Raw genomic sequence first — 12,596 nt, 5'->3', positions numbered from 1 at the left:
ATCACGTTGGTGATCAGGAAGACGATGACCACGAGTCCTGCCAGCGTCGGCACGAACCACGCCAGCCGCGAGACGATCATTTCCAGGCGGCGCATCAAGTCGCCTCGTCACTCTTGCCCTCCTCCCCGGCGTAGCCGGGAAGGTGTCGCCGTCTTCCGGCGACCTGCCTTCGCCGAAGCGAAGCCGCTTCGGCTTCGTGCGGGCAGGCGGAGGGGTCATGGTCTTGCGGACCGCGGGCGTCTCGCCCGCTCTTCTCATGAATCATGAGCGGGCGGGACGCCCGCGGTCCACATGAGCCATGACCCCTCCGTCGCGTATGACGCGACACCTCCCCAGCGTAGCTGGGGAGGAGGCCTTGCAACGTGTTCACGCCGGAAGGTGCCACCATCTATTTGTAGTACGCCCAGCGCATGTCCTGTCCGCTGCCGATCGGGCTGAAGCGGATGCCGCCGATGTTGGCGGCGTAGGGGCCGTACCATTTCGTGTTGTAGACGAAGATGCCCATCGCCTCGTCGGTCACCTTGGTCGCGGCCTTCTCGTACAGCACGCGGCGTTTCTCCTGGTCGTTGGTCGCCAGCGCCTCGTTGATCCATTTGTCGAGCTCGGCATCCTTAGTGTACGAGGAATTGCGCGTGCCGATGTAGCGCGAGCCGTAGAGCTCGCCGACCCAGTTGTTGGGATCGACGTAGTAGGTGCTCTTCCACAGCGGCACCATGTCGTAGTTCTTGTCGCGATCCTGCATGCGGCTCTGCACGACCGGCCACGGCGCCGATTCGATCTTGATCTCGATGCCGATCTTCTTGGCGCCGTTCTGCAGCAGGGTGGCAGCCTGCTCGGTCTCGCTGAACCCGGCCAGGGTGCCGATGGTGATCGGCCGCAGCGGCTCCTTGACCTTGGCGAGTTCCGCCTTGGCCTTCTCCAGGTCGTAGGTGAACCCCTTCAGGTCCCTGGGCGCGCCCCACAGGTTGTTGGGATTGGGGCCGGGGTTGCGTGCCACGGCGCCCTTCAGGATGTCCTTGATGAAGCCGTCGTAGTCGAAGGCGTAGGCGAGCGCCCGGCGGAAATGCACGTCGCTCATCGGCCCGCGGCCGTTGTGGATCGAGAAGTAGAAGACGCGCATCGATTCCTGCTCGAGGATCTGCACGTTCGGCGACTGCTTCAGGCGCAGGATCTGGTCGTAGGGCAGGTACCCGTCGGTGCCCTGGAAGTCGCCCTTGATCAGCCCCTGCACGCGGGTGTTGGTTTCCAGAACGGTGCGGAACTCGATCTCGTCGAACGCCTTCTTCTCCCAGCCGGCGAAATGCTCCTTGTAGCGCTCGCCGACGAAGCCGATTGCCGGATCGTAGCGCTTGAGCTTGTACGAGCCCGAGCTGGCGACGTTCTTTGCCAGCCAGGCCGCGCCCAGATCGCCGTTCTTCTCGTTCTTCTTCACCAGCTTGGAATTGACGATCAGGATTTCCGGCACGGTGGCGAAGAAGATGGCGGACGGTTCCTTGAGGGTGAACACGACCGTGTACTTGTCGGGTGCCTTGGTGCTGCCGGGATCGATGATCGGAAGGAACAACGACGCTGCGCCCTTCTTCATCGCCAGCAGGCGCTCGATGCTGTAGACCACGTCGCCGGCGGTGAACTCGCTGCCGTCGTGGAACTTCACGCCCTTGCGCAGGGTGAAGGTCCAGGTCTTGCCGTCGGGCGACGAGGTGTGACTCTCCGCCAGCCAGGGAATCATCTTTGGCGGGTTGTCGACCCAGCGGTACAAGCCGTCATAGAAGTTGATGCGCGACGCGGCGCGGCCGACGTCGTAGATGGCATGCGGATCGAGATTGTCGTAGCCGCTGTTGTTGGCGTGGACGTACTTGCCTTGCGCCCAGGCGCTGCCCGCGACGGCGAATGATGCTGCCGCGGCGATGGCGGCGAGCACTCCGAGAGTTCTTCGCTTCATGCCCTTTCCTCCTCTGTCGATCAGCTCCCCTTGACGTAGCGCACGATGTCGGCATGCGTTGCGAACCAGATTCCGGTGTGCGCACGGATGTGCCGAATCAGCTCTTCCAGGATCATCATGCGCGAACGATGGCCGATGATGTGCGGATGCATGGTGAGCTGGTAGAGCCCGCCCTCGGCATAGGCCGCATCGAACTCGCGTCGGAAGATCTCCAGCACCGACGACGGCGGCGTATAGGGCCTGAGCGAGGCGAACCGGTTCATGTTGAAGTAGACCGCATCGTCGCGGATCCATTCGACCGGCAGCTCGACGACTCCGGTCGGCTTGCCGTCGAGCAGCAGCTCGTAGCAGTCGTCGTCGGCCATCAGCGAGGAATCGTAGAGCAGGCCCATGTCGCGTGTGATGGCCAGCGTATTGGGCGAGAAGTCCCACGACGGCGTGCGGATGCCGACCGGGCGCTGGCCCGCGACCCGCTCCAGCATTTCGGCCGAGCGCATCTGCAGGTCGCGCTCGGAGGCCTCCGGGAGGATCGAGTTGCGCTCGTGGATCCAGCCGTGGATGCCGATCTCGTGACCCTCGGCGGCGACGCGGCGCTGCTCGTCGGGATGCAGCATTGCCGATACGGCCGGCACGTAGAAGGTGGCGGGCACCGAGTATTTTTCGAGCAGCTTCAGGATGCGCGGGATGCCGGCGCGGCTGCCGTACTGGCCTTGGCTCAGCCGGCCGATCGACTCGCCGCCTTCGCGCAGCTCGCCGGTCTCGTGGTCCGAGTCGAACGAGAGGGCCACGGCGCAGCGTGTTCCGTTCGGCCAGGTTTCCGGCCTGAGCGTCCGGCCGGCCCGCACGCGGTCGACGATGCCGCGCCAACGCGCCTCCGGCCATTGCCACGGCTGCTCTGGTTCTTCCGATTTGGGGACGATGGTCGGGCGTGCGGACATGGGCTTCTCCCGGGGTCAGGCAGGGCATTCGCACATGGCAAAAAAATCCGTCATCCCGACCCGAGCCGAGCGCAGCGAGGCGTAGCGGAGGGACCTTTCTTCTTGCAGCATCAGCAAGAAAGGTCCCTCGACTGCGCCGCCAATGGCGCTGTAAACAGCGCCGGATCTGGCGGCTTCGCTCGGGATGACGGATTTTTTGCCATATTCGAATGCCCTGCCGGGGTCATGCAAGCGGACTCCCGGTCACCGGCAGCACCTGGCCGGTGATCCACGAGGCGAAGGGCGAGGCGAGGAACATGACGGCGTGGGCGATGTCACGAGGCTCACCCAGGCGGCGCATGGCGACGCGCTCGATCATCGCCTTCTGGCCCTCGGGTCCGTAGGAGTCCCACTGCCGCTCGTAGTCCGGGCTGGTGCGCAGGAACCCCGGCGCCACGGCATTGACCGTGATGCCGCTTGGTCCGAGCTCGTGCGCCAGCTGGCGCACCAGGCCGAGCTGGGCAGCCTTCGCGGTGGCATAGGACTGGATACCGGTCAGGCTGACGCCCAGGCCGGCGCGGCTCGCGATCACGATGATGCGACCCTTGCCTTTCCTCTTCATGCCCGGCGTCACGGCGCGGCTGGCGAAGAAAGCGCCCTCGACATTGACGGCATAGATCGCCCGCCAATCGTCGTCGCTTACCTCTTCGACCGGCTGCTTCACCTGGCCGCGCACTCCGCCGGCGACATGCACCAGCACGTCGACCGCGCCGCTCGTTTGCTCGACCTCGCGCACGAAAGCGTCGACCTCGGCGGAGCGCGTCAGGTCGACCTTGCGCGTCTCCAGAGTGCCGCCACGCTGCGGCTTCACCCTGGCCTTCAGCGCCGCCAGCTCGCACTCCAGCACATCGCAGGCCCACACCCGGGCACCGCGTTCGACGAAGCCCTCGACGATGCCGCCGCCGATTCCACGCGCGGCCCCGGTGACGATGACGGCCTGGTTGTCGAACTGGATGTCCATCAGCCGTTCACTCCGCCGCCTGGGCCTGCCGGAGCTCGGGGAACTCGGCCACCGCCAGCTCGAAAGCGCGCCGCACCTCGCTGCCGTCGCCGCGGCGCTGTTGCGCCGGCAGCTGCTCCAGGGAGGCGAAGATCCGCTTCTTGATGAAATGGCGCCAGTGGACGGGTAGGGTGGCCAGCAGCTCGGTCAGAGCGGCGTAGTTGGCGTCCGTCCACTCGCGCTCATACGCCTCGCGCTGCTCGTTGAAGGCGAAGACGCTGGGCTTTGCTTGCGCTGCCAGGCGGGCGCGTCGTGCGGTGGTCGCCGTCTCGTCGATCGCTCCGTCGCGGATGACCACGCCGTAATCGTCGGCGGCCGATTGCACGGAGACCTTGCCCTGCTCGACGTCGAACAGGACGGCCTTGGCCTCGCGTTCCCACGGCGGGCCCCAGCCGCCCCCGCCGCATGCCGTCACCAGGATCACGTCGCCCGGATCGAGCGCCACCACGTCGGTGTTGCCGAGGTTGACGACGTCGTTGCGGCCCGGATTGCGCCAGAAGCCGGACGTCGCCCCCGGCTTGCCGCCGTTGCTGCCCCACGACGAGAATCGCGTGCGGTCGCGGTTGCGCGCCGTCACCACCGTGTTGGGCGACGATACCTTGAACTCGAGCAGGGTGCCGAGCCCGCCGCGATGCTTGCCGGCGCCGCCCGAGTCGGGCACCAGGCTGTAGCGCAGCACCTTGATCGGCACCTCGGTCTCGTTGATCTCGACCGGCGTGTTCTTGAGGAAGCTCGAATTGGCGCCCGACCCGTCAGCGCCATCGCCGCCCGACCAGCCGCCGGCGCCGCCGGTGATCGGATCGATAGAGGCCATGATGAGCCGACCGGTCCGGTTATCGGTCGTCTTGACGTTCATGATGGCGCTGCTGCCGGCCGGTCCCGCCGGCAGCAGGTCCGGCACCGCCGCCTGGAAGGCGCCGATGGTGACGCCCTGCAGGCGCCCGCAGGTCATGCTGCGCATGCCGACCGCGGCCGGGAACTTCGGATTGAGGATCGTGCCTTCGGGGATGACGCAGCGCGCCGGCCGCGTGATGCCGCCGTTCAGCAGGATCGAGGGATCGATGCTGTAGAGGCAGTAGGTGTAGCCCACCATCAGCAGGATGTGGCGCTCGGCGCCGCCGGTCGGGACGTTGAGGGACGACTGCAGTTGTGCATCCGAGCCGGAGAAGTCGAGGATGGCCTCGTCACCGCGAATCTTCAGCGTGAGGGCAAGACGCACCGGCACGCCGCCCGGCGCGTCCTCGTCGAGATAGTCGGCGAAGAAGTAATCGCCGTCGGGGATGCGGCTGAGCAGGGCGCGCGCCTGCCGCTCGCCGAGGTCGAGAAGATCCTTGACGCCCTGGCGGAACACGTCGACGCCGAACTTGCGCACCATGTCGTGCACCTTGCGCTCGCCGGTGTTCATCGCCGCGATCTGTGCCTGCAGGTCGCCGTAATTCTGCTCCGGCATGCGGACGTTGGTCAGCATCACGTCGAGCAGCGCCTGGTTGAGCTTGCCCTCGGCATAGAGCTTGTTGGGCGGGATGCGGATGCCTTCCTGGTGGACTTCCGTGAGCTGCCGCGACAGCGAGGCCGGCACCGCGCCGCCGACATCGGTGTTGTGGATGTGGCTCACCGAGAAGGCCACCAACTCGTCCTCCCAGAAGATCGGCTTCCACATGTGCAAATCAGGCGTGTGGGTGCAGACGAAGCCGCTGTAGGGATCGTTGGTGATGCAGATGTCGCCCGGGCGGTAGTCGGGTATCAACTTCAGCGCGTTGGCGTAGTCGAGGCCGATGAACCAGGTGGCGCCGAGATCGCGCGGGCTGGCAAAGGTCATGCCGTCCGGCGTGGCGAGGCCAGTGGTGAAATCCTCGGTCTCCTTGACGAAGGTCGAATGCGCCGTGCGGAACAGCGTGAACGCCATGCTGTCGGCGGCTGCCTGCGCGTGGTTGGCGAAGATCTGCAAGGTGACCGGATCGATGCGCATCGCGTGTCCTTTTACTTGGCAAGCGACAGGAGAATGTTGCCGTACGAGTCGACCGCGCCGGTGAAACCTTCCGGAATGCAGATCGTCGTGTCCTCCTGGGCGACGACGCACGGGCTGGCGAGCATGTGCCCGTGCCCGAGGTCAGCGCGCCGGTAGAGCGGCACGCTGCGCCAGGCGCCGTCCAGGTAGACCTCGACCTGCTTGGCCGGTGTCGGCATGTCGCTCCGCCGCGGCTGCGCCGGAAAGTTCGGCTGCGGCGAGGTTCCCACCACGACCAGGCGCAGGCTGACGACGTGCACCGGCGTCGAGGGCGCGGCGTGGCCGTAGAGGCGCTCGTGCTCGGCGTGGAACGCGGCTGCAATCCGTTCGACGTCGCCGCCCGCGATCCATTCCATCCGCAGTGGCACCTCGATCTCGAACGACTGCCCGAGATAGCGCATGTCGGCGGCAGGCTGCAGCACGGTGTGACCGGCGAACTTCTGCTCCTTGGTGATCCAGGCGGTCGCGCGCCGGGCCAGCCCGTCGAAGTCCGCTTTCAATCGCGGCAGCTCGGCGGCCGACAGCGGATAGTAGGCGGTGCTGATGAAGTCGTTCTTGACGTCGGCGACCAGCCCGCCCAGCGCCGACAGCACGCCCGGCGCCGTCGGGATCAGCACCTGCCGCATGCCGAGCTCGCGCGCCAGGAAGCAGCCCAGCATGGGACCGGCGCCGCCGAACGCCAGCAGGGTGTAATCGCGCGGGTCGATGCCCTGGCGCGAGGCGAGCTTGCCGACCTCGCGATACATGCCGGACACCGCCACCTGGATGATCGCTTCGGCCGCCTGCTCGGGCCCGCGCCCGAGCTTGCCGGCGATCGTGCCCACGGCGCTGCGCGCCTTGTCGATATCGACTGAGACGGCGTCGTAGCCGATGTTGCCGTGACCGATGATGCCGCAGACGGCGAAGGCGTCGGTCATGGTCGGCCGCGTGCCGCCACGGCCGTAGCAGGCCGGACCGGGCGTCGAGCCGGCGCTTTCCGGCCCGACCGTCAGCACGCCGAACTCGCTCACCGCGGCAATCGACCCGCCGCCGTCGCCGATCGACGTCACCGACACGGTGGGGATGTAGATCGGGAAGTCGCCCACCATCTCGCCGGTGCCGTAGGTCGGCGTGCCGCCCACGATGATGGCGACGTCGGCCGAGGTGCCGCCGATATCGAGGCTCAGCACTTGGTCGAGCCCGGCCTGGCGCGCCACGAATCCGGCGCCGATCACGCCGGCCGCGGTGCCCGACAGCAGCATCTGCAGGCAGGCCGACTTGCCGAGCTCGGCCGTCATGACGCCGCCGTTCGACTTGGTCACCATCGGCTCGACCGCAACGCCTGCCTGCTTCAGGGCCGCCTGCAGGGCCGACAGGTAGCGCGCCACATTCGGCTGCACGTAGCCGTGGATCGTGGCCGTCGCGGTGCGCTCGTACTCGCGGATGATCGGCCACACGTCGCTCGAGCAGAACACCGGCATTGCAGGCGCCCACTGGCCGATCAGCTTCTGCGCCTGCCGCTCGTGCGCCGGGTTGCGATAGGAATGCAGCAGCGCCAGCACGATCCCCTCGGCCCCGAGCGCCATCGCCTGGTCGAGCGCTTGGCGCAGGCTGGCTGGATCGAGCGGCGTTTCCACCCTTCCGTCGGCGAGTATGCGTTCGCGCACCGCCAGCACGCGATCGCGCGTGACCAGGGGCTCCGCCCGCGACGACATCAGGTGATAGGGGTCGGGCATCTTGAGACGCGCCAGCTCCAGCACGTCGATGAAATTCTCGGTCGCGAACAGGCAGAGGCGAATGCCCTTGCGCTGGATCACCGAGTTGATGCCGACGGTGGTGCCGTGGGTGAAGTAGCCGATGTCGCCGGGCTGGATGCCGAACCGCGTGCCGAGCTCCTTCAACCCGGTGATGACCTCGCGCCCCGGCTGCTGCGGCGTCGACAGCACTTTCAGCGTGGCCAGCCGGCCGGTCGCTTCGTCCAGGGCACAGAAATCTGCGAATGTGCCCCCGATGTCGACGCCGATCCGATAGCTCACTGCTGAAAATCCTTTCGCTGTCGTGACCTACGCTGACCGGCGATGACCGAGTCGCTGGCTGATGGTGGCGGCGGCCCGGACGACCCCGGCGACGATCCGCGATTTGGCGGCCGGGTAGCGCGCCGACACCGTTCCCACGTTCAGCGCAGCAACGACCGTACCATCGCCACCGAACACCGGCGCCGCTGTCGCCGAACCGCCAAGAACGTATTCTTCCTCGAGGATTGCGTAGCCATTGGAAGCCACCTTGGCGAGGATCGCGCGCAGCTTGCCGACGTCGGTGACCGTTCGCGGCGTATAGGCGTGCAATCGGGTGCGCATCAAATAGGCATCGGCCGACTTCTTGTCCCAGAACGCCAGCAGGATCCGGCCCATGCCGGTGCAGTAGGCGGGCCGCAGGCCCGGATCGACCGAATCGTAGCGGATCTGGGCGCGGCTCACCGCCTTGGCGATCACCTTGACGTCGCCGCGCCCGGCGCGGACGCCAAGGAACACGCTCTCCTCGAGCTCGTCGCGCAATCGTTCCATCACCGGCCGGGCCACCGCGGCCAGATGCGCCGCCGGTCCGCCGATCCATCCCGACGACTGGCGCAGCGACTCGTTCAGGGCATAGCGATCGGCCGGGTCGCGCTCGACATAGCCGCGCGCCTGCAACGTCTGCAGCAGGGCATGCGCGCTGCTCTTGGGCACTGCCAGGACCGCCACGAGATCCTTCAGCGCCATCGGCTCCTCGCTGCGCGACAGCAGCTCGAGGATGTCGAGAACCCGGGCGGCCGACTTCACGGTGCTGTTCACGTATGTGAACCTCGTTCTCCTGACAAAACGACGTTCGCGCGGGAGCGACGGCGGTGTCAAGGCGGCGCACCCATGCTCTTCCGGACCGCGGGCGTCTCGCCCGCTCCACGAGATCATGAGCGGGCGAGACGCCCGCGGTCCGGAAGAGCCCGAGTCCTTCGTCAGCCCCGCGTGCTGGGCAGGTTGAGGCCGAGCTCTGCCGCCAGATCGTGGACCAGCCGGCGCTCGCGGAAGCGCCATCCCGCCGGCGTGCGGACCAGCCGGTCTTCGTAGGTGCCGGCGACCGAGGGCACCAGGCCGGCTCCGCTCGCCTGCAGGACGACCAGGTAGCTGGTGCGGGCAGTGGCGCTGTCGCCGTCGAGCCGGATCAGGCTGTTCATGATGAAGTGCTTGCGCCTGGGCTCGGTCGGGATGTTGCGCGCCATCAGCGCCGCGATCTCGGCCGGGCCGCGCGCCCGAGCGTAGCGCGCGATCCATTCGCCGTCCTCGGTGAACAGTGCGCCGAGCTCGGCGAACTCGAAGGCGTCGATCCGAAAGCTGTATTCGCTCAACAGCTCGCGGATCGACTCCTTGTCTTCGAGAGGCGTGTCCCCGAGAGGCGTCGTCATACCGTATCCTCGAGCGTCGTCGTCACGCCGCCCGGACGAGCACGGGCACGGCGCCCTTGCCTCTCACCTCGGCCTCCTCGAATTCCGCGGCCGCGATCGCCCGATCGAGCGCGGCGCGCAGCGCCTTGGCCGAGTCGAGCGTGAGCTCGACGCCGGCGCGCGCACCGGGGTCGAGACTGGTATTGAAGAAGTCGAGGGTGATCACGTCACCCAGCGGCGCATGGCGGGCATGGTCGTAGGCGACCACCGACTGCGTGAGCGGGAACCATTCGTCTCCGCGCTTGGCCATGCCCTCCGCCGGTGCGATCTCGATGATCGAGGTGCACATAGGCCCGCCTCCTACTTCTTCGCCAGATGCTTGCCGAAGAAAGTAAACACCTTGCTCCAGCCATCCATCGCCTGCTCCGGCCGGTACAATGGCCGGTGCCAGTAAAAGATGCCGTGGCCGGCGCCGTCGTAGCGATGGAACTCGTAGTTCTTGCCGAGCTTCTTGAGTTCGGCCTCGTGCTGGTTGACCTGCTCGGGGCTGGGTGCGCGGTCGTCGTTGCCGAACAGGCCGAGCAGCGGGCAGGAGAGCTCCTTCGTCATGTCGATCGGCGCGACCGGCGTCTTGGCGTTGAGCTCCTCCTTGCCCATCACCACGCGGCCGCCCCACAGCTCGACGCAGGCATCGACGTCCTTCTTCTGGCAGGCATAGATGAAAGCGTGCCGGCCACCCGAGCAGGAACCGAACAGGCCGATCTTGCCGTTGAGGTTGGGCTGCGAGCGCATCCACTGCACGGCGGCCGCGGTGTCGCCGACCATCTGGGAATCGGCGATGCCGCCGTCGGCGCGCACCTTGGCCGCGATGTCGTCCGGGTTGCCGTCGCTGCCGCCGCCCTCGCGCTCGTAGAGGTTGGCGCAGATCGCGAGATAGCCGTGATGCGCGAACCGCCGGGTCGTCTCGATGTAGAACTCGCTCCAGCCCGGCAGATGGTGGATGAGCACGACGCCCGGGAAAGGACCGGCGCCGGCGGGCTTGGCCACGTAGGCCGTGATCGGGGTTCCCTTGTCGCCCTTGAGTGTGATGTTCTCGCAGGTCATGCCTCGGTAAAACGACATTGCATCTTCCTCCATGAGCGTATGCTTGGGCGTCCATCCGGATATCGGAGCGCCTCGTCGTCATCGATGAGCGGCCCGAATGTTGGCGGCGCTCGTCGCGGCAGGAGTATTCGACGATCGCCGGGCAGACGCAACAAGGCGCCATCGACCCTGCATAGTAGGATAGCCAAAAGGCTTGGCCCGGGTCTTGGCGCTCGCCGGCGCCCTCCCCATACTCCGCGCCGCAATCGGCAGTGCAATCGGGGTGACGGGGAAAATGGCCAGGATCGAAGGCAACAAATTCGTCATTGCGGGAGGGCTCAGCCAGATCGGGTCGGAGATCACGCAGCATCTTCTGCGTGGCGGGGCGCGGGAAGTCGTGCTGTTCGACAACTTCGCCCTGGGCACCATGGATACCGTCAGCGGCGTCGTGAGCGATCCGCGCGTGACTTTCGCGCGCGGCGATATCCTGCGCACCAACGAGCTGTTCGACGCCTTCGAGAACGCGGCGGGTGTGTTCGCGGTGGCAGGCTTCCTCACCTTGCCGCTGTCGCTCAATCCCCAGCTGGGACTCGCGGTGAACGTGCAGGGCATGCTGAACATCTGCGAGGCCAGTCGCTATCGCGGCGGCGTGAAGGTGATCTTCGCGTCGTCGGTTGCCGTCTACGGCGAGACCGAGGAGGACGTCACCACCGAGAAGGCGCCTTGGGTATGGAGCGGCCAGCAGCCTGGCGCTGTCCTCTATGGCGGATCGAAAATCATCGGCGAGAATCTGGGACGGCTCTATCACAGCCGTTACGGCGTGCCGTTCGTGTCGCTGCGCTATTCGTCGGTCTACGGCGAACGGCAGCATCGCCGGGCGGTGAACTCGGCCTACATCGTCGACACCATCGAGAGCATCCGCCAGGGCAAGCGGCCGGTGATCCCCGACGACGGCAGCGAGGTGCACGACTACATCCACATCCACGACATCGCCCGCGCGAACGTGATGGCGATGGAGTCCGAGGCGTCGGGAGAGTCCTACAACGTCGCCACCGGGGTCTCGACGTCGTTGAACGAGCTGGTCGGTATCATTCTGAAGCAGATGGGCTCGGACCTCGAGCCCGAGCACAGGAAGATCGAGGGCAAGATCCGCGCGACTGTGTCGAGCACGCTGAAATTCTCCAACGCCAAGATCGTCCAGCAGCTCGGGTGGCGCCCGGAAATCTCGATCGAGGAGGGACTGCGCCGCATCATCGCCTGGTCGGCGGAAGAGGCGGCGGCATCATGAGTCTTCCGGACGGCGGGCGTCACGCCCGCTCTTGATCATGTGCGGGCGAGACGCCCGCGGTCCGCATGAAGTCAATTGACCTTCAAATCGGCCTTTTTCACCAGGCCGCCCCACTTCTTGTCCTCGGCGCGCATGAAGGCGCCGAATTCGTTCGTGGACATCACGGCGACATCGGCGCCGAGCTTGGACATGCGCTCAGCCATGTCGGGCGCTTCCAGGGCCCGCTTGACGTGCTCGTTGATCAGCTTGATGCGGTCGGCCGGCGTGCCGGTCTTGGCCACGAGACCATTCCATCCGACCACGTCGAAATTGGCGAGCGCCGGGATGCCCGATTCGGCGACGGCCGGCAGGTCGGGCAGCAGTCGGGAGCGCTGCTTGCTGCTGATGGCGACGCCGCGCAGGGAACGGCTGGAGATGTGGGGGATGGCCGCCAGCACGTCGGCGAACAGGGCGTCCGTCTCGCCGGAGATCACGCTCAGCAGGGCCTTGGCGGTTGCCGTGTAGGGCACGTGCTGGGCCTCGAATCCGGCTTCCACCTTCAGCAGCTCGAAGCCCATGTGCAGCGAGCCGCCGACGCCGGCCGACGAGAACCTGAGACCGGTGGGACTCTTCTTGGCGTACTCGACGAGATCCTTGGTCGAGTGAATGGGCAGGCTGTTGGTGACAACCAGGGCGTTCGCATAGGTCGTGGCGCGAATGACCGGCGCGAACTCGGTCAGCGGATTGAACTTCATCTCCTTGTAGAGATGGGCGTTGATCGTCATCAGGCCGATATGGCCCATCATCAGCGTGTAGCCGTCGGCGGGCTGCGACAGCACGTAGGCCGCGCCGACATTGCCGTTGGCGCCGGGGCGATTCTCGACCACCACGGGCTGTCCGAGGGAGGCCTGGATCTTTTCGG

At 66.6% G+C, this 12,596-nt stretch carries 12 protein-coding genes; 1 reads left to right on the top strand and 11 read right to left on the bottom strand.

What is annotated here, in order from left to right; translation table 11 throughout:
* Positions 1-388: 388 nt before the first annotated feature.
* The 10 genes from AB7O82_RS29570 to AB7O82_RS29525 all read right to left on the bottom strand — a co-directional run bounded on the left by AB7O82_RS29570 (position 389) and on the right by AB7O82_RS29525 (position 10,446).
* Complete coding sequence (locus AB7O82_RS29570) at positions 389-1,942, bottom strand: ABC transporter substrate-binding protein (protein WP_428550629.1); 1,554 nt, start codon at positions 1,940-1,942, stop codon at positions 389-391.
* A 20-nt stretch (positions 1,943-1,962) separates the two neighbouring features.
* On the bottom strand, positions 1,963-2,880 hold the full coding sequence (locus AB7O82_RS29565; RefSeq protein WP_428620869.1) for a polysaccharide deacetylase family protein: 918 nt from the start codon (positions 2,878-2,880) through the stop codon (positions 1,963-1,965).
* A 15-nt stretch (positions 2,881-2,895) separates the two neighbouring features.
* On the bottom strand, positions 2,896-3,111 hold the full coding sequence (locus tag AB7O82_RS29560) for a hypothetical protein (RefSeq protein ID WP_428620868.1): 216 nt from the start codon (positions 3,109-3,111) through the stop codon (positions 2,896-2,898).
* Positions 3,104-3,880 (bottom strand): SDR family NAD(P)-dependent oxidoreductase, encoded by a 777-nt coding sequence (locus AB7O82_RS29555; RefSeq protein WP_428550625.1) that lies wholly within the window; start codon positions 3,878-3,880, stop codon positions 3,104-3,106. The genes AB7O82_RS29560 and AB7O82_RS29555 overlap by 8 nt, the downstream gene beginning before the upstream one ends.
* Positions 3,881-3,887: 7 nt before the next feature.
* A complete protein-coding gene (locus tag AB7O82_RS29550; protein WP_428620866.1) occupies positions 3,888-5,888 on the bottom strand; it encodes a hydantoinase B/oxoprolinase family protein in 2,001 nt (666 codons plus the stop codon).
* 11 nt (positions 5,889-5,899) lie between these two features.
* Entirely contained in the window at positions 5,900-7,942 is a 2,043-nt protein-coding gene (locus AB7O82_RS29545) for a hydantoinase/oxoprolinase family protein (protein ID WP_428620864.1), read from the bottom strand.
* A gap of 27 nt (positions 7,943-7,969) precedes the next feature.
* On the bottom strand, positions 7,970-8,737 hold the full coding sequence (locus tag AB7O82_RS29540) for an IclR family transcriptional regulator (protein WP_428550617.1): 768 nt from the start codon (positions 8,735-8,737) through the stop codon (positions 7,970-7,972).
* 161 nt (positions 8,738-8,898) lie between these two features.
* Complete coding sequence (locus AB7O82_RS29535; protein WP_428620863.1) at positions 8,899-9,345, bottom strand: nuclear transport factor 2 family protein; 447 nt, start codon at positions 9,343-9,345, stop codon at positions 8,899-8,901.
* A gap of 22 nt (positions 9,346-9,367) precedes the next feature.
* Positions 9,368-9,673, bottom strand: coding sequence for a DUF6295 family protein (locus tag AB7O82_RS29530; RefSeq protein WP_428550613.1), 306 nt, complete (start codon positions 9,671-9,673; stop codon positions 9,368-9,370).
* Between the two features lie 11 nt (positions 9,674-9,684).
* Positions 9,685-10,446 carry a dienelactone hydrolase family protein gene (locus AB7O82_RS29525; RefSeq protein ID WP_428550610.1) on the bottom strand — a complete coding sequence of 254 codons (762 nt, stop codon included), beginning with the start codon at positions 10,444-10,446 and terminating at the stop codon, positions 9,685-9,687.
* Between the two features lie 256 nt (positions 10,447-10,702).
* On the opposite strand from AB7O82_RS29525, the gene AB7O82_RS29520 reads away from it, so the two are divergent.
* On the top strand, positions 10,703-11,695 hold the full coding sequence (locus tag AB7O82_RS29520) for an NAD-dependent epimerase/dehydratase family protein (RefSeq protein ID WP_428550607.1): 993 nt from the start codon (positions 10,703-10,705) through the stop codon (positions 11,693-11,695).
* Positions 11,696-11,766: 71 nt separating this feature from the next.
* On the opposite strand, the gene AB7O82_RS29515 is transcribed toward AB7O82_RS29520, so the two are convergent.
* A partial coding sequence (locus tag AB7O82_RS29515) for a Bug family tripartite tricarboxylate transporter substrate binding protein (protein ID WP_428620861.1) occupies positions 11,767-12,596 on the bottom strand: 830 nt, incomplete at its 5' end.

This window comes from Reyranella sp. (genome assembly GCF_050185545.1).
GTDB lineage: Bacteria > Pseudomonadota > Alphaproteobacteria > Reyranellales > Reyranellaceae > Reyranella.
This window is presented reverse-complemented; position numbering and strand designations above follow the sequence as displayed.